Here is an 18,660-nt window from a genome sequence, read left to right as displayed (position 1 = left end):
TTTTGAGCCAAAAGCATTGTTATAAAAGTGAAATCTGTATGCCTTTGCATGCTTAACCCATGTAAATTGCCCATCAAAACGATGCTTCTACAACGAGAAAAGTCGATGTTTTCTTGGTAAAACTCGAGTTTTCGGGTTCAAAAACCTCCTGCTTGCTCCCTGTTTGCCTATTGATTTTTTCCAGATTGCACATTTTCAAGTGCCGTTTTAGGGGCATCAAACGGATAAAATATTGAACAAATTTCCAACTGCAAAGCAGCGTTTTTCAACAACGAAAAACGCGAAAGCAACAAAAAACATCAAATGATTTACCACAAAAGTTTATGATGAAATGCCACAAAAGCTGATGATGAAACACCACAAAAGATTATGACAAAACACCACAAAAGCTTATGATGAAACAGCGCAATTCATCGTTTTATGCATCCAAAAATATTAGTTTTTTCTTGCAAATATAACTGAATATCAATAACTTTGCATACATCATCAATTACGGTTACAATATGAGTTATTCACATAGAATTGCAGACCTTCAACTGGCAGAGCATCTTGAGGCTTTTGGGGCAGTACTAATAGAGGGTCCTAAGTGGTGCGGGAAGACAACAACTGCAGAACAAATGAGTAAAAGCGTCGTAAAAATGCAGGATCCGGAGATGCAGGAAGAATACGCTGCAACTGCCGCTTCAAAACCATCCTTGCTGTTGTTGGGTGAAACACCTCGCCTTATAGATGAGTGGCAGGACGCTCCTATACTTTGGGATGCTGTGCGCACAATGGTGGACGAGCGTCAGGTTCCAGGACAGTTTATTCTTACCGGATCTACCATTGTTGACAGAAGTAAGATTCATCATTCTGGTACGGGTAGGATATCACGAATGAAGATGTTGCCAATGAGTCTATGGGAATCGGGAGAGTCGAACGGAAAAATCTCTCTTAAAGAATTGTTCGACAATCAAGACTTGGACATAGATGGCATTACTTCTGGCATGAAGATAGAAGACCTTATTTACGCTGCGTGTCGTGGCGGATGGCCTGCATTTCTTAATATGAAGAGTGATAAGGCGAAATTGCTGATTGCACGCAACTATGTGGATGCTATCTGTAGAGACGATATCTCAAGAGTGGACGGCGTACAAAGAGACGAACGGACTACTCGTGCCATATTACGTTCATACGCTCGTAACATATCTACATTGGCAAAAAACACTGCTTTATTAGCTGATGTAACGTCTTCTGGGGAAGTGTCACTCACGATGAGTACGTTCTTAGATTATGTAGCATCCCTGAATAAATTGTTTGTTATTGACGACATTGATGCGTGGTGCCCTGCCGTTAGGAGCAAGACAGCAATTCGAAGTGGTATCAAGCGGGCTTTCGTAGACCCTTCCATTACAATTGCAGCTTTAGGACTTTCTCCTGAAGCATTAATGACTCAGCTCAAAACTTTTGGTTTCATCTTTGAACAGATGTGTGCGAGAGATCTTCGGGCTTACACACCAGGCTTTGGCAATCATTTGTCATACTATCGTGACCGCTACGGACTGGAAGCCGACCTTGTGCTTCATCTCGACGATGGACGCTATGCGCTGATAGAATGTAAGCTTGGCAGCCGTGAAATAGAAGAAGGAGCCAAACATCTTTTGGAAATAAAACGTCTCGTTCAAGCGTATAATAAAACAGAAAAACAGGTGCCGTTGCGCGAACCCGACTTGATGATTATCATGACAGGTGGCAGTATGGCTTACACACGCCCAGACGGAGTAAAAGTAATACCGCTTGCTTGTTTGAAAGATTAAAGGGCGGTTCTATAAATTAGCTTTGACAGATTGTGAGACTATTTTTGGTGGTCAATTTGTTTGTGAGTGAAAGAGTATAGCGAGCTATACGACTGAACGAACAAGCGAATTGAACCAAAAAAAGACCACAAGATGACAAAACGTAAACCGTCAAACATAAATAAAACTTTACGGTGGTAATTTATAGAACCGCCCTAAAGGGCGGTTCATGAATGATATAAGCAAAGACATGGGTTATCAGGAATTGCTTGCAGGGATAAAAGAACTGCCAAAGGGTTCTTAAACAGATTCGTGAGAGAGCAGTGATAGGGATTTTCCCCTCACGGTTTAGGGAAAAACCTTTTTATGCATGCGTGATAATCGTTACATTTGCGATGTGATGAAGAACAAGAAACGGATGAATGGAAACAACGCATCGTTGCTGGTCTGTTATCCACAAGGACATCACAAGGACGTATATATTCACAATATTAAAATATTTCATGATGAAAAAGCTGATTATTTCCCTGATTTCACTGCTTGCTCTCACGGTGTCAGCCAACGCCATGAGTTACAACCAAGCGCGTCGGCAGGCCCTGTTCCTGACGGACAAGATGGCTTACGAGCTGAACCTCACCGATGACCAATATGAGGCTGCATACGAGATTAACCTCGACTACCTGATGAGCATCGACAACTATGACGACCTGTTCGGACTCTACTGGGAGCGCCGCAATCTGGACTTGAGTTACATTCTGCTTGATTGGCAGTACCGCATGTACCGCGATGCCACCTATTTCTATCGCCCGCTTTATTGGAATGCAGGCTATTGGCACTTCGGTGTGTACGCCCGCTATCCATACCGTGACTACTTCTATTTCGGTACACCTCACTTTTACGCCGTGTACCGTGGAGGCCACAGCTGGCACCGCAACGGCAACCGATCGTGGTATTATGGTCGCGACTACGGTCCCAGACGAGGTTATGATGGGATAGGCATGCGTGATGGATACAATCGTGGGTATTATAACAACGGCAGCCGCTCGTTCGGCAACGGCCCCCGTCGCATCATCTCCACCTACGACAATTCGTCAAGAAGCTACGGCTCGAGTGGTAGTCGCCGCTACAACGCTGCACCCAACCGCAGCAGTAGCAGCTTTGGCAACCGACAGAGCAGCACGCGTACCACCGTTACCCAACCGGGTTCGTTCGGTAACGGCAGCCGAAGCGGGGGCAGCTTTGGCCGTGACGAGTCGACAGGCGTTAGGTCGACCGTACCGAACCGTACGTTCACACCCGACCCTTCCTCGCCATCCAGAAGTTCCTCACCAAGCCGTTCCTATAGCTCACCATCCAGAAGCTATAGTCCACCGTCAAGGAGTTCTTCCCCCAGCCGATCATACAGTTCACCATCCAGGAGCTCTTCACCAAGCCGTTCGTATAGTTCGCCATCGAGAAGCTATAGTTCACCATCCAGGAGCTATTCGGCACCCAGCCGCTCTTACAGCTCACCATCAAGGAGCTATTCGGCACCCAGCAGGTCTTACAGCTCGCCATCCAGAAGCTATAGTTCGCCATCAAGATCAGGCGGCAATTCGAGGGGAACACAAGGTGGCGGCAGAAGTTTTGGAGGCCGTAGGTGATTATTTCTTTTCCATAAGGGCGTGATTATTCGCTGGGCTCTTACTTATTGAAGGTTCAGCACTCTCACCTCAGCGTTTTCCATTTTCTTGATTTCACTCATGGGTTGATGATGGAACGCGCTCTGTATCGCCTTGTTGATGATGCCATGTCCCACGGCCAACACCGTTTGATGGGGGTAACGGCTGCTCATCTCTTCGAGAAACTGTCGGGCGCGATGCTTCATCTCTTCCAACGACTCTACATTCTCGGGAAAGGGTAAGTCTTTCAAATCGGGAATGTATCTTCCCGTAAAGTCGCCCCAGTCACGCTCGCGCAGCAGCGGTGTTGTCTGCACCTTGATGCCGTGCGGTGCGGCTATCACCTCACATGTCTCGAGAGCCCGATATAAATCACTGGACACAAACGCATCAACGTGCAGCTGGCGGAACCGTTCGCGCAGTTGTTCAGCCTGTCTGAGGCCAACCGCATTGAGTCTGCCCTGCGTCTGTCCCTGCATGAGGTGGGCGGCATTGTCCACCGTTTCACCATGTCTGACCAAATATAATGTTGTCATAGAATGGAATATTAGGATACAAAAATACGAAAAGTATTGCATTTATGGGAGATAGTTCGTACATTTGTAAACATATTACAAATCGTATGAAAACAGTACAAAACACATTCATCCGTGCGCTGGTGTCCATTATCATTGGCGCGTTACTTATCCGTTACCGCGAAGAAACCGTTACATGGATCACCATTCTCATTGGTGTGCTATTCTTCATCACCGGACTCATATCGTGCATCACCTACCTCATCGACCGCAAGCACCGCGATGATACCGTGGTGTTTGACGCCAATGGTCGGCAAATATCCGGCTTCCGCCCCACCTTCCCCATTGTGGGCATCGGCAGTATGGTGCTGGGTGCTGTACTGGCTCTGATGCCTACCGTCTTTACAACCGGACTGGTGTACATCATCGCCGCCGTACTGATTCTGGGTGCCATCAATCAGTTTGTGGTGTTGGCCGCCATCAACCGCATCATCCGCGTGCACATCATCTTCTGGCTGCTGCCCTGCGTGGTGCTTTTCATCGGTGGCATCGCCATCATAAAACCCCAATGGATAGCACAAGCACCGCTCTTCGTCATTGGCTGGACGCTCGTGTTGTATGGTGTCATCGAGTGCATCGATGCCTTTAAGGTGATGTCGGTGAACCGAAAATACAAACAAGCACCCACAAACTCCACAGCGACAGATGCTGTTGACACAACGGTCGAGCCTGTAGAATCTGGTGAATCTGTTGATGAAACAGCCGCCTCCATGGACAAACCAGCATTGCCAACCGATGCTGAACAAACAAACTTATAAGGCATCCATTATACGAGTACACCTGCTGTTGTATTAAAAAGCACATGTTGTTGTATTAAAAAATGAAAGAAAAACCAAACTACCATCACCCGAGAAAGACAAGTCCCATTGCATGGGTGCCTACACTTTATTTCGCCATGGGGATGCCCTTTGTGGTACTTAACATGGTGACGTCGCTGATGTACAAAGGCATGGGTATCTCTGACACGCAAATCACCTTTTGGACAGGATTGATTATGTTGCCGTGGACGTTGAAGCCTATCTGGAGTCCGTTCCTTGAAATCTACAAGACCAAGAAGTTTTTTGTGGTGCTTACCCAGCTGCTTTGCGGCGTGATGTTTGCCTTATTGGCATTCGCCTTGAACCTCTCCGACTTCTTTGCCATCACCATTGGCATCTTAGCCGTGATTGCCATGAGCGGTGCCACACACGACATCGCCGCCGACGGAACGTATATGTCGGTACTTTCTACCGAAGAGCAAGCACGCTGGATAGGCTGGCAAGGTGCCTTCTACAACGTGGCGAAGATATTTGCCACGGGCGGACTGGTGTACCTGGCGGGAATATTCATCAAGAGCTATGGCGTGACCAAGGCGTGGATGTTCATCATGCTCATCGTCGGCGTGACCATGCTGGCTTTGGGATGCTATCACTTTTTCATTCTTCCAACCGACGGCAAAGCAGCCCAGCACAAGAAGAGTGCCCGTGAAGTATGGACGGAGCTGTGGGCGGTGTTCGCGGAGTTCTTCCAAAAGAAACATATTACCTATTATATATGCTTCATCATCCTCTATCGGTTTGCCGAAGGGTTTGTGATGAAGATTGTGCCGCTCTTCCTCAAAGCACCGGTTTCGGAGCAAGGATTAGGCATGACAGAACAACAGATTGGCCTGTGCTATGGCACCGTGGGTGCTGCCGCCTTCGTGATTGGTTCTATCTTGGGCGGCTACTATATCGCTCATCGTGGTTTGAAGAAGAGTCTGTTTTCATTGGCCTTGGTGTTCAACGTACCGTTTGTGGCATATAACCTGTTGGCCATTTACCAACCACAAGACCTTGTCTTCATAGGCAGTGCCATTGGACTGGAATACTTTGGTTATGGCTTTGGATTCGTGGGACTGACGCTCTTCATGATGCAACAAATCGCGCCAGGCAAGCATAAGATGTCACACTATGCCTTTGCTAGTGGCATTATGAACCTTGGCGTGATGCTGCCAGGCATGATGAGTGGTGCCGTGAGCGACGCATTGGGCTACCGACACTTCTTTGTATTCGTGTTGCTATGCACCATTCCCGCCTTACTCATCACTTGGTTTGTGCCGTTTGGAGCCGAGCAAACAACGGCCTCTCCCCCTACCCCTCCCCAAAAGGGAGGGGAGTAGATAGACTTTTTTAGTTCACAAGTTTTTAGTTTACAAGTTCACGAGTTGATAGCTTGTCTAAACATAAAGTTCAATATTCAAAGTTCAAACCTCAAAGTACTCAACTCTTCACTTCCCCTCCCTTTTGGCTTCTCCCCTCCTTTGGAGGGGCCGGGGGAGGCTAAATTATCAACCTATGTCCAAATTAATCATTCAAGGGCAACCTTTGCCCAACATGCCGTGGGAAGACCGTGCGGCAGATTGTAAAGAAGTCATGTGGCGTTGCTCGGCGAATCCCATTATTCCAAGGAATTTGCTACCCACCTCCAACAGTATTTTCAATAGTGCCGTTGTACCTTTCAAAGATGGGTACGCTGGTGTGTTCCGCTGCGACGACACCAACCGCAGAATGGTATTGCACGTCGGTTTCAGCGATGACGGTGTGAAATGGAACATCAACGAACAGCCGCTACGCTTTGAATGTGACAACGAGGAGATTGGTGAATGGGTGTACGGTTACGACCCACGCGTGTGCTTTATCGACGACCGCTACTATGTCACCTGGTGTAACGGCTATCATGGACCTACCATTGGCGTGGCATACACGTTTGATTTCAAGACTTTCCACCAATTAGAAAATGCTTTCTTGCCCTACAACCGCAACGGTGTGATGTTCCCCAAGAAGATTAATGGCAATTTCGCCATGCTCAGTCGCCCAAGCGACACGGGACATACCCCCTTCGGAGACATCTTCTATAGTGAATCGCCTGACTTGGTATATTGGGGCAAGCATCGCCATGTGATGTCGCCTGCCGCCTTTGAAGTAAGCGCATGGCAGTGCATGAAGATAGGCGCCGGCCCCATCCCCATTGAGACATCTGAGGGTTGGCTGATGTTCTATCATGGCGTGTTGCGTTCGTGCAACGGCTACGTGTATAGCTTTGGTTCTGCCCTACTCGACTTAGAACAGCCATGGAAGCCCATCTATCGTTCGGGACCATATCTCATCTCGCCACAAATGCAGTATGAACTGACTGGCGACGTGCCTAACGTTTGCTTCCCCTGTGCCGAGGTACATGACCCCGCCACGGGTCGCGTAGCCGTTTACTATGGTTGTGCCGACACCGTTACGGGCTTGGCTTTCGGCTATATCCCTGAGATTATCGAGTTCACCAAGCGTACCAGCATTATTTAGAACCCAACGATACACATATAGCGACAACCGGTGCTGGTCCCAATAAATCGAATCAGCACCGGCTGTTGAGTTTACAACTTTATCCTATTACCAAAATGAAATAAAACACCATCGTTCGTGTCACATGAAAGCAATCTCGACAAAGGAAGAGGCTCTGATTAGATTGCTCAAGCAAGATTCCCAGTGGGCATTCAATCACCTTTATCAATTCACTACTGTCCACGAAAACCCTTTAACATTTCAAAAAGTAACAAATTGATAGTTACCCATCAAAATTGAGGCAGAGCTGCAGGTTTTTTCCTTCAGTAAATTCTTCCTCTTTCTGTTCAATGAGCAAGTCACACAATGGCATTTTTGTCAACAATGCCGTGCTTAAAATTCTTAGAACATCATAGGTTTGAAGCTTTAGCCCCATACATTCTTGTACGATAACGACAAGACAATATGCAATGATAGCTGCATAGATTTGTATTTTTACAGCATTCTCCGAGGTTCCATAAAACTCTTTGATGCGCAGATGTTGCTTCAGCCATTTGAAGAACAGTTCTACTCTCCATCTGTATTTGTAAAGCATAGCAACCTGTTCCGCTGTAATTTCAAAATTGTTCGTGTAAAATACAAATGTCCTATTACCATCATAGTCATAGAATACCACTCGTCGAAGTTTATTTGGATATTGCTTCTTAGTCTTGTATCCCTTGAAACGTATAATTTGGTCAGCCATAATTCCAGATGAAGGGTTGTTGTATTCTTTATCCTCTATGACCTCAAACGGCATTTTATGCTTCTCTCTCACGACAAAGTAAGCTTCTGCTCCTTCTATTATATAAAGTTTCCTAGTTGCCATATACGCTCTGTCAAATATATAGAAACTCTCTTTCTCATAGGGAATTAGCTCCATCACTTGAGAATCGTGAACTGAAGCGTCTGTAATGACAGAAAATGTCGGAATGTCTGTCTTCACGTCATACAGTTCATGCAATTTCACTCCTCCTTTCCCATGATGCAGTTTAGTCCACCAGTATACAGAAAGGCACAATGATATTGTTGAGGAGTCAAACGCATAGACATTGTTCGATATGAAGAAGTCCTTGACGACTCCTCGTTTCTCTCTTGCTATGGAAACCATCTTGTCTGCAAACTCTTGGAATATCTTGACTTCGCGTATTTCATTGGCCTTGCTCAAATTGCTTCTACTGACATTCTTTCCAAAACCAAGATGGTGGAACGCTGACTTGAACGGAGTGATGGTTACAATAAGGTCTCGTAATCCCTCACGATTAGACAACTGACCAAATAGAAGAACCATCAGATGATTCCAACAAGTGAAACTCTTCACATATTTATTACCTTCATACTTTTTTATCAACCATTTGAAATGGTCTGTCGGCAGAAAGTCGCACAGCTGTGAAAATACGTATCGACCTTTGTTCATAAGTATCTGCTTTCAAATTGTAATTTGTGGCAAAGATACTCTTTTCAAAAGTAGGGAGTCTATTTTATCTCCTACAAGCTTGTATTTATAGGCGTTTCAAGAGATTATTAAAAGATTTTCGTGGACAGTAGTGTTATCAATTATATGCGCACAGGCTTCTGGCCTTTGCCATGGAATATTGTCACCAACACGAAACAGCAGAAGAGATTGTGCAAGACACTTTTATCTGGATATGGAACCACCGACACGACATCAAACAGGAAAAGACACTGTTCAACCTTATATTTATCAAAACCCGACATCTGCTCATTAATGCCTATAGGGCAACGGTAAACAGTCCTCGATTTGAAGATTATGTGGAATACAGCAACCGCCTTGGCACTGAACATGTAGACTCACAACTGGAGTACGACGAATTTGTACGAATCATAGAACAGGGACTGAAACAACTGCCACCTACCCAGCAACGGGTCATCAGACTGTCGCGCTTAGAACAAAAAAGCATCAAGGAGATTGCGGCGTCGCTGAACATGAAGGAACAAAGCGTACGAAACCAACTGTCACTGGGACTGAAACAGCTGATGAGCCTAATCAGCAGGTCGGGCTACAGTGTACTGCTCGCATTGCTGATTCCTTAACGAATCGTAAAATGTAGTATATTTCAGCATTTTCTGTGTCTTTACAAGTAGAAGAGGATATTAGGTTATGAACAATATAGTAGAAAAATACAGGCAATTAAAACTGACAAAGGAAGAATTGCAACAACTCCGCATGCAAGTAAACTTGGCTTCGGATGACGAGGTGGCGACAGAGATGCATGCACACTGGCAGGAGGAAATTGATATTTCAGGAGTTCAGGACAAGGCTATTGATGCAATTAGGAATAACGTTCATGCGCACATTGCACAAACACATGCACCAACACTACAGAGAAGGATATGGAAACGTCTACAACAAGCTTCAGTAATACTGTTGCCCATCTGCCTGATAGCCTTAGGCTATCTGGGTTACCGCCAGTATAGGACCTATAATAACACACTGGTCTTCTCGACTGGTCTTGGCGAACAAGTAAACATTTGTCTGCCTGACGGCACGCAGGCACATTTGAATGAATCTTCAAAACTTTCCTATCAGCCCAACAGCTTCTCCAACCAGCATCGGGAAATAGATTTCAAAGGAGAAGCCTATTTTGAAGTACATCATGACCAACGACACGCTTTTACGATTCATGGAACGGACATCAATGTAACGGTGACTGGAACCAAGTTTCATCTGAGCAGTTATCCTGAAGCGCCCACCGTCACACTCTGCCTACTTGAAGGAGCGGTGACGATATGTTCTGCCAAGACTTCAGAACAAATAAAAGTAAGACCTTATGAACTTTGCTCGTTTGACAAGGCATCCAGTCGTTTTAAGATAAAACCAATTAGTGAGGAGGACACAGCTTACTACACAGCCTTGCACCATCGCGAAATGGTATTCCATAGTACGCCTTTAAAGCAAGTAATTGACAGAATCAGTGTCATCTATGACATTGATATCCAACTGCAAAACATCGATGAAAACGACCGCTTTACCGGAACCTTGCCAACCTCGGACTTAACACAGTGTATGATTGTCTTGTCCAAATTATACAACTGCCAAGTAAACACCAACGAGCATGGCGTAACCCTCACTAAAAAGTCACGCTGACAGGAAACGCCAAAGGCAAGGCAATTACGGGTGACCACTAACGGCATCGCACCCATCCTCTACCTAGGCGTCAACGTTTTTCACAGCCCTACAGATTTGCTCATTCAAGATTGAACTCCCTGTGCCGCTCCCTACCCTGACGCTCTTTCCAGGTCAAAAGATACTTTCCTCGAAAGCCTCGGAACGTTAGGGTTCTGTCTTTACCCAGGCGTGTAGCGAACGATGTCTTCCATTCTTTGTTAATCAGTTCGTCCAGAACAGCATAGACGGGTTTTTCATTCATGTTTCTGTCATAGATACCCGAATAAGATGGTTCGCCCAATGCGCCACCACCGTCAACCACATTCCACCAAGTAATACCCTCTACTGTAGGATAACCAAACCAAAATCTGTAAAGGTTGCGGGCTATCACAGCCTGAACCAGCTTACCATTTTCCGTTGTGTCGGGAGCGCAAACCGTCACCTCACTAACATGAATAGGAAGATCGGTAGTCTTCAGACAGTCTAACTTGTCTTGCAGCAGAGCTGGAGAGATGTAGGGATCCTTTCCCTGTGCAATGTCGGCAGCCTCCATGGGGTCGAATATATGCATCTCAATGCCGATGTGGTCAATCTTTGCCCCTCGGTAAAGCAGGTTACGGGTCAGTTCTGCATAGCGTCTGTGGAGATCCACACCACTGTGCAGGTCAACATCGTTGATGTTCAACTGTACGGAAGACGGGAAGTAATGGCGTGCCCACTGGAAGCATTTGAAGGTGTAGTCATCTGGCATAAGTCCCCTGTTAGCTTGGTCAATGGGTTCGTTCACCACATCCCAAAGCTTTACTTTGTCACTATAGCGCAGTGCCAGCGTGCGGATATGTGCCTGGAACAGGCTGTCCATCACATCCCGGTTCTCGGGCATCCACACAGGATGACCATGTAACCGCAAGCCATAGATAATGGCATGTCCCTTGGTCATGATGCCCTTTTGTTGGCAGAAATCAACAATAGGGTCGGTGGGTGGACGACGGAAAACATACGGACTGCTTGCCTCGAAGCGTGGCTTCCCCTGTTCGGGTTCGAGAGTTTTCCAATAAAATGGAATGGTTGCCGCATTGAACAGCGTGCCGAAAGTCTGCTCGTATCTTCGGTTCATCTCGGGCGTAGACAACTGGCCGTAGACAAAGATGTTGCCACCAAAGATGAACGAGTGGGTCTGCTGCTCCACGCGAATCATGGTTCCGGGTTTGACATTGGGCAGCTTGATGGTTGCGTTGGCTTTCCTGTATCGGTCAATGTTGTGGTCAATGGCCTCCTGAAGAGAGTCGTTCCACATGTCCCAGTAGGCATCTGCCATCACATGACGCACGTCAGCCGCTTTCCGATGAGGCACCTGCGCCCAGGAAAAGCAATTGGAAAAACAGAAAAGCAAAATCAATATTGTGTGTCTCATCGATGTAAAATTTTAAGAATGTGTAACCTGCGATATTTTATCTTGACAGAAGAGTGTAAAATCCACCTATGCATGAGAGCATTACCAGATGAAGGTAATAGTCATGCCGTCATCTGGTAATCATCAAAATATTTGTGTGTGTGTAGATGGGACACCAGCGTAAGGCGACCCATCACACATTTTTCCTTAATCATAACCAGCATTCTGGATCACTACGCCCTTGCCGTCAATAATCACGCTCTTAGGTAGCGGATACAGCTCTTTCGTCTTGTCGGCATAAGGAGACCCATTGATGGTCTTGGCATATTCCACGAACTTGTCCAGCCGAATGAGATCGGCACGATACTGTCCATTCTCGCACCAAAACTCATGACACCGTTCCTTGAGCAACGCCGCCACGAACTTCGCGTCCGTGTCAATGGCCGATGCATCCAGCGCAGTAATACCCGCACGTTCACGGACGGCATTGATATACCGCAAAGCCTCTTGTTTGTCGGAAGCCGAAGAACCTGGCTTTCGATACAGTGCCTCAGCCAAGGACAGATAAACGTCAGCATAGCGATAGATTATCGGATCGATCATACTGCGACCGCTGTTTTTGAACAGATCGGCATCGTAACCAAACTTCATGGGAATAGGACCGATATCAAGATTAGGATACTCACCACGCTTGACAAGTTTGCCGGTCTTTTTACTGGTATATTCAGCCAAAAGATAGGTACGGCGCACGTCATTAGGCTCAAAGCTGTCGTAGAAATGCCATGTGCTTGTCAAGCATTTATAGCCACCACTCATTCCCTTGCTGCCAAAATCAGCTGGCAACACAAACATATGCCAATTATTCCAGCTCACCATCTCGGTATTGACAGGTATGGCAAAGATGATTTCCTTATTTGGCTTGCCTTGTCCTCCCAACTCAAACATCTTGGTGTAGCTCGGCTGCAACTGATAACCGTTGGCTGGCTGCATCAATTCGCGAGCCAGTTTCTCTACCTTATCATAATAGCTTTTGTCTATCTTTGTCTCATGCAGATAAAGTCGTATAAGCAGCATTTTGGCCAGTCCGCTACTGAATCGTCCATACTCAGCCGCAGTGGGCGATGGTAGGTTCTCGACGGCATAGAGCAAGTCGCTTTCAATGAACTTCACCATCTCCTCACGTGACATGCGTGCCAGTGGCTTGTCATTTTGCGGATTCTCCAGCAAGTCCTGGGGTGCCACAACCAGCGGGCCAAACATATCATAAAGCGTGTAGGAGACAAAGGCGCGAGCACACCGCACCTCTGCCATCAATTTCTTCTTCACCCCATCACTCAATGTGGCGGCTTTCTCGATGTAAGCCAAGTTAGACGTACAGCGACTGATGTCATTGGCAAATCCGTCACGGAAGCCATCTTTATCCGTATAATAAAATCCCACCAGATAATCGTCAGTAGAGTTCCAGTTCAGGTCATGCAGATTCTTGAACGAATGGACACGGTGGGTCAGAATCTCGGTCGTTGCATCATTAATGGCCATACAACCCCTTTCATCCATAGAAAACAGACCATCGAACCAGTTTGCGCGAATCGAGCGGTAACATTCGTTGACCAGCGCACCATAGTCACTTTCTGTCTTCGGAAACAGATTGCTGTTCATTTCCGAGTAGTCTACAGGATCCAAGTCGGAACAGCCTGTCAATGCGGTGACACACGCAACTAAGGTCACAATGCTCACCTTATATTTGAATTGATTGAAACGTTTCATAGACTTTTATTGTTAGAATTAAAAGGATATATTCACACCAAAGCTGTAAGTCCTTGCGTTAGGATAAGCTGCCACGTAAGCGTCAGTCTCTGGATCCAAACCGTCGTATGGAGTTATGACGAACAGGTTGTTGGCCGAAGCATGCAGACGTAAACCGCTGATGAACCCAATCTTGGACAACCATGCTTGCGGTAGCTGATAGCTCAGCGACACGTTTTGCAGACGGATGAACCATGCGTCTTGATAGAAAAAGTCGCCCCAGGTATAATAATTGCCACGACCCATACTAAAGAACGCACTGGGATACTTGGTCGAAGGATTGGTCGGTGTCCAGCGCTCTAAATTGGTTCTTAAGCCATTCCCACCTCCTATCGCGCCACTACAATTGATACCATAAGCTGCCATCGTCGGATTCTCTATCTTGCGGTCAAACATACCATTGAACATGAAAGACAACTCAAACCCTTTATACCTAAACACGTTGTTCAGGCCGGCTAACCAACCTGGGTCAAGCGATCCAATGAGCTTGGTATCGGCGTCATCAATCTTGCCATCTGGCGCACCGGTCAACATGAAGCGTCCATCAGCATCGGTCACTGGATTGCCAGCGGCATCACGCTGGTAGCCGTCAACATCCTTGATGACAATCTGACCGGGCCGCAAGTCGGGCTGTGCTGCTGGAACAGGCTCTCCTGCCTGGAGAATATGATCGTACAAGCGCGAATAGATGGGCCGGATGGGGTCGTCTACACGTTCATAAATAGCAGGTTTCCAGTCAGGCGTACGCTCTTTCCAGCGGTCTTTATACTTGGTGAAAGTAAAGTCGGTAGACCAACTGAAATCCTTCGTCTGGATATTCCGAGTGTTGAGTGCGAACTCGATACCACGGCCTTGCGTCTTGCCAACGTTCGACATTACCTTTGGAAGTTCCTGGTAGGAATTCAACAAACGGTAGTTGAGCAGGTCAGAGATGGTACGCTGGTAGATGTCGACAGAGCCACTGATACGCCCTTTCAGGAAGCCAAAATCAAGACCAAAGTTCCATTCTGTGGTTGTTTCCCATTTAAGGTCAGGGTTCTCTATCTTTCCCTTTCTCACGCCAACCTCAGTTTTGTAGTCACTGTTGACGTAAGCATTCTCAGCCATGAAACTGGCGAAAGCGTTCGTACCGATGTCCGCATTGCCCGTTTGTCCCCAGCTAAGGCGTAACTTCAAATTGGAGAGCCATGTAGTTTGCTTCAAGAATTGTTCCTCACTGATCAGCCAGCCAACGGAAGCTGAGGGGAAATAGCCCCACTTTTTGTTCTTGGCAAACACACTGGCACCGTCGGCACGCATGGTTCCGGTAAAGAGATAGCGATCCATGAGTACATAGGAGGCACGCATGAAGTAAGACTCCATCTTGTTCTTTGTGGCATTCGACTTGACTATCTTCGTTCCCGTTCCGGCATCCAGATTGTTGTAAAGGAAGGCATCGGTAAGGAAGTTGTTGTTGCCAAGCTCCGAAATGTCATGATTAAACTCCTCGTATGAGGCACCTACCATGAAGTTGACGTTGTGGATATCGGCCAAGGTTTTGTGGTAGGTAGCCGTGGCTTCGGCTAAATATTGGTCGTTGTTGGTGTTGTAGATATAGGCCACGCCACCATTAGCATTGCCATTCACCGTGGTTCGTGGTTGATAGGTTTTGCGGTCTAACTGCGCATGATCCACACCCAATGCACCGCGAAGCAGCAGTCCGTCCAAGGGACGGGCCTCGAGATACACGTTTCCTATCAGGCGGTTAGTTCGCCCACGGTCGGTGTTGGTAAGCAATGAGTATGGGTTGGGTAGTTTCGGCAATAAAGGATTGACGGGATAAGTGCCTGTCTTGGCATCGTATGCCTTAACCTCTGGACTCATTTGAATGGCCGACCGGATGATACCAGAGTTCTCAAACTCGGCAGCCCCCAACTGCGTGTTGTCATTCTCAATACGGGTGAGTGTCAGGTTCAGGCCCGTCTTGAAGATATTCAAGAAGCTCTGGTCGATATTGGATTTCAGCGTATAGCGCGTCAGTCCTGAATTTCGCACAATACCTTTCTGGTCGAAATAGTTGAACGACAGCATATACTGTGTCTTGTCACTACCGCCCTGCAGGTTGACATTGTGCTCATTGATGCAGCCGTTGCGCGTGATAAGTCCCAGCCAATCAGTACCCTCACCAGCTGTCGCAATCTGACTGGCCGTGTACGGATAGGCCAGTTTCACACCGTTGTAGGGATTGGCATCTGCCTCGGCCATGGTTTTCTTGCCATAAGGTGTCACCTGGTTGTTCCACATATAGAGTTCCAACGTCATATCGTTGCGCACCTGCATCCATTCTCTCAATGAGAGGATGTCATAGATGTCGGCATATTTCTGGTACGAGAAGTCGTAAGAATAAGACACCTTGGCACTGCCAGTCTTTCCTCGCTTGGTCGTGATGATGACCACGCCATTGGCTGCCCGCGCTCCATAGATGGAGGTGGCAGAGGCATCTTTTAACACCTCGATTGACTCGATGTCGTTCGGATTAAGGAAGTTGAGAATGCTCTGTGTGCCAGGATCCATCTTTTTATCACCACCATTGGGCTGGTCGAGTTTGGCAATGGGGAATCCGTCAACAATGTAGAGCGGATCGTTGCCCGCATTGACGCTACCAGCGCCACGCACTAGAATATCGATGCCACCACCAGGCTGGGCACTGTTTTGACGAACATACAGACCGGCCGCCTTGCCACCCAACGCTTGCGATACCGATGACACGCCGTCAAACTTCAGATCATCGCCATTCAGTCGGGCAATAGAACCCGTCAAGTCGCGCTTGCGTTGCGTACCATAGCCTACAACCACCACCTCGTCGAGCGACTCTAAATCATCTTTCAACGTAATGCTCATGTTGCTTCTGGCACGGGTACGAACCGTTTGATAACCTATATAGCTGATCTCCAGCTGATCGTTTTCATCCACAGTCAGCATGAATCTGCCATACAAATCGGTTGTTGTACCAACGTTCTTGCCCGGCACTTGCACCGTAGCACCAATCACTGGGTTACCTTGCGTGTCGACAACCACACCAGTTACCTTCGATTCTTTCCTATTTTTCTGCCGCACTGTCACCTTGGCAGAAACAATAATTGTTGAGGGTTGAACCCACTTGTACTCCAACCCTCGCGCACCGAGAATCTCAGACAGCAAGGCTGCCACGGTCACATCCTTCTTCTGAATTGTGACCGGCTCGCAGCCATCCAACGTCACATCACGGTAACTGAATTTGTACTGAGTTCTCTTTTCAATCTCACTTAATGTCTTCTTCAAGCTTGCTTGGTTGAGCTTGAGCGACACTTTCTGCTGTTGGGCGGTCATCTGCAGCGGCACTCCCAATAAAGCACCGGCAAATACACAAGCCAACATTTTTGAGTTAATGAATCCACACATAGTATATTTAGGTTAGGTTTTCATTTATTTGTCTTTTTTCTCCCAATAGCGCTTGCCTTTTTCCTTCAATTTGGCAGTGAACGCTTTAGCCTGAGCTTCGTTGGCGGCCTCATCCTCTGGTGTTGCAAAGGCATGTGAGTAGCCTTTGATCGTATTCCAACCACCTCTTGTGAAGTCTGGCACTTCAACCGGAAGATTACCATTGTCCATGGCAATGGCGCCCAACTCTGCCAAACAGCACCATTCCGCCAAATCGTATACATCAATATCCATTGGTAGGCCATTTTGTAGGCAATAAACCAAGCGGCAGTCCATGATAAAATCCATGCCGCCATGGCCGCCAACCTCTTTGGCTACTTTACCATATTTCGTCACAATAGGATTTGTGTAAACCTTCTCCACGGCTTCCTTGTCCTCCTTGGAAAGATATTCATGCGCAGTGAGGTTATCACTAGATGGAATCACGCCTCCTTGTCTCATGTTCTTCGAGGACAGGGCATAGCCCTCGGTGGGATATTTGTTGGCAAACCCCTCGGTACCCGTTAGCTGGTACATTCTGTTGTAAGGCTGCGGTGTCATCACGTTGTGATGAATCTCTATGACCTTTCCTTTCTCAGTGCTAATCAAAGTTGTGGTATGATCGCCATTGGCAAACTGGTTACAAGGCTCGCCGCTTATTTGCTCAACATTCTTTTTCCCATTAAACGACTTGGTATCCATTGCTACCAGGGTCTTCATTCTGTCACCGCGATGGATGTTCATTACTTGCGCAATAGGTCCCAGTCCATGGGTCGGATATACGTCGCCACGGTATTTCATGTTGTAGTCCAGTCGCCAGCCCAGTTTATTGCTCTTGTCCTTTTTCCAATACTGATCCCAGTACGAGAACAAGTAATGTCTATATGCTCCCTGTGCGTAAATCACCTCCCCAAACAATCCTTTCTGTGCCATGTTCAGTGAGTTCAGCTCAAAGAAATCGTAACAGCAGTTCTCCAACATCACACAGTGCAGCCTGTACTTTTCGGACATGTCGATGAGCTGCCATATCTCATGCAGGTTCATGGCCGACGGTACCTCGATAGCCACATGCTTTCCGTTCTCCATAGCGCACTTGGCCACGGGGAAGTGATGTATCCAGTCGGTGGCGATGTAAACAAGGTCAATATCCTTGCGTTTACATATTTCCTTGTATCCATACTCTCCGAAATAGACATCAGCAGCTGGCATCGAGGCCTTCTTCAGGAATTTTTGGCAATTCTCTGCCTTTTCTTTCACATAATCACAAAGTGCCATGACCTGTATGCCGGGGATGTGTGTCCAGCGCTCTACGGCAAAGGTGCCACGCGCACCCAGCCCCACAAATGCCACGCGCACGGCCTTGATTTTTGGTGTTCGCATCAACAGAGCCGACTGTTGGCCTGCAGGTCGCTGAGGTACTTCAGTGACAATCTTTCCATTTTCGATGTTGTACTTCCAGTTGAACTGTGCTGACATAGAGTCAGGCAAGAGCATTAGGCATCCAAGAACAATGGTTGCAATCATAGTGTTTAGATGTTTCATGTCATTAA

Annotated in this window: 12 protein-coding genes and 1 pseudogene; 7 read left to right on the top strand and 6 right to left on the bottom strand. The window is 47.1% G+C overall.

Features of this window, described 5'->3' with window-relative positions; translation table 11 throughout:
• The first annotated feature begins 503 nt into the window (after window positions 1-503).
• Window positions 504-1,796 carry an ATP-binding protein gene (locus NQ518_RS13135; RefSeq protein ID WP_227961519.1) on the top strand — a complete coding sequence of 431 codons (1,293 nt, stop codon included), beginning with the start codon at window positions 504-506 and terminating at the stop codon, window positions 1,794-1,796.
• A gap of 485 nt (window positions 1,797-2,281) precedes the next feature.
• The gene (locus NQ518_RS13130) at window positions 2,282-3,418 is read left to right on the top strand and encodes a hypothetical protein (RefSeq protein WP_227962345.1); all 1,137 of its coding nucleotides are present in this window, start codon (window positions 2,282-2,284) and stop codon (window positions 3,416-3,418) included.
• A gap of 44 nt (window positions 3,419-3,462) precedes the next feature.
• Here NQ518_RS13130 and NQ518_RS13125 read toward each other — a convergent pair whose 3' ends face one another.
• The gene (locus NQ518_RS13125) at window positions 3,463-3,972 is read right to left on the bottom strand and encodes a histidine phosphatase family protein (RefSeq protein ID WP_227961521.1); all 510 of its coding nucleotides are present in this window, start codon (window positions 3,970-3,972) and stop codon (window positions 3,463-3,465) included.
• Between the two features lie 86 nt (window positions 3,973-4,058).
• Here NQ518_RS13125 and NQ518_RS13120 point away from each other — a divergent pair, with 86 nt between their 5' ends.
• From NQ518_RS13120 to NQ518_RS13110, 3 genes are all read left to right on the top strand, one after another.
• Window positions 4,059-4,769 carry an HdeD family acid-resistance protein gene (locus tag NQ518_RS13120; protein WP_227961523.1) on the top strand — a complete coding sequence of 237 codons (711 nt, stop codon included), beginning with the start codon at window positions 4,059-4,061 and terminating at the stop codon, window positions 4,767-4,769.
• A 62-nt stretch (window positions 4,770-4,831) separates the two neighbouring features.
• The gene (locus tag NQ518_RS13115) at window positions 4,832-6,151 is read left to right on the top strand and encodes an MFS transporter (RefSeq protein WP_227961525.1); all 1,320 of its coding nucleotides are present in this window, start codon (window positions 4,832-4,834) and stop codon (window positions 6,149-6,151) included.
• Between the two features lie 175 nt (window positions 6,152-6,326).
• Entirely contained in the window at window positions 6,327-7,325 is a 999-nt protein-coding gene (locus NQ518_RS13110) for a glycoside hydrolase family 130 protein (protein ID WP_227961527.1), read from the top strand.
• Window positions 7,326-7,587: 262 nt separating this feature from the next.
• On the opposite strand, the gene NQ518_RS13105 is transcribed toward NQ518_RS13110, so the two are convergent.
• Window positions 7,588-8,760, bottom strand: a complete 1,173-nt coding sequence (locus tag NQ518_RS13105; RefSeq protein ID WP_227208630.1) for an IS4 family transposase — start codon at window positions 8,758-8,760, stop codon at window positions 7,588-7,590.
• Window positions 8,761-8,906: 146 nt separating this feature from the next.
• On the opposite strand from NQ518_RS13105, the pseudogene NQ518_RS13100 reads away from it, so the two are divergent.
• Window positions 8,907-9,398: pseudogene (locus tag NQ518_RS13100) on the top strand (RNA polymerase sigma factor); the annotation flags it as partial.
• Between the two features lie 67 nt (window positions 9,399-9,465).
• Window positions 9,466-10,452: a FecR family protein gene (locus tag NQ518_RS13095; protein ID WP_227961528.1), complete on the top strand. Its 987-nt coding sequence runs from the start codon at window positions 9,466-9,468 to the stop codon at window positions 10,450-10,452.
• A 100-nt stretch (window positions 10,453-10,552) separates the two neighbouring features.
• Here NQ518_RS13095 and NQ518_RS13090 read toward each other — a convergent pair whose 3' ends face one another.
• The 4 genes from NQ518_RS13090 to NQ518_RS13075 all read right to left on the bottom strand — a co-directional run bounded on the left by NQ518_RS13090 (window position 10,553) and on the right by NQ518_RS13075 (window position 18,652).
• Entirely contained in the window at window positions 10,553-11,887 is a 1,335-nt protein-coding gene (locus NQ518_RS13090) for an endo-1,4-beta-xylanase (RefSeq protein WP_227961530.1), read from the bottom strand.
• A gap of 186 nt (window positions 11,888-12,073) precedes the next feature.
• Window positions 12,074-13,633 carry a RagB/SusD family nutrient uptake outer membrane protein gene (locus NQ518_RS13085; RefSeq protein ID WP_374211123.1) on the bottom strand — a complete coding sequence of 520 codons (1,560 nt, stop codon included), beginning with the start codon at window positions 13,631-13,633 and terminating at the stop codon, window positions 12,074-12,076.
• A gap of 18 nt (window positions 13,634-13,651) precedes the next feature.
• Window positions 13,652-17,092: a SusC/RagA family TonB-linked outer membrane protein gene (locus NQ518_RS13080; protein ID WP_227961532.1), complete on the bottom strand. Its 3,441-nt coding sequence runs from the start codon at window positions 17,090-17,092 to the stop codon at window positions 13,652-13,654.
• A gap of 24 nt (window positions 17,093-17,116) precedes the next feature.
• Window positions 17,117-18,652 carry a Gfo/Idh/MocA family protein gene (locus NQ518_RS13075; RefSeq protein WP_227961534.1) on the bottom strand — a complete coding sequence of 512 codons (1,536 nt, stop codon included), beginning with the start codon at window positions 18,650-18,652 and terminating at the stop codon, window positions 17,117-17,119.
• Window positions 18,653-18,660: the final 8 nt, after the last annotated feature.

The organism is Hoylesella buccalis ATCC 35310 (assembly GCF_025151385.1).
Classification (GTDB): Bacteria; Bacteroidota; Bacteroidia; order Bacteroidales; family Bacteroidaceae; genus Prevotella; species Prevotella buccalis.
This window is presented reverse-complemented; position numbering and strand designations above follow the sequence as displayed.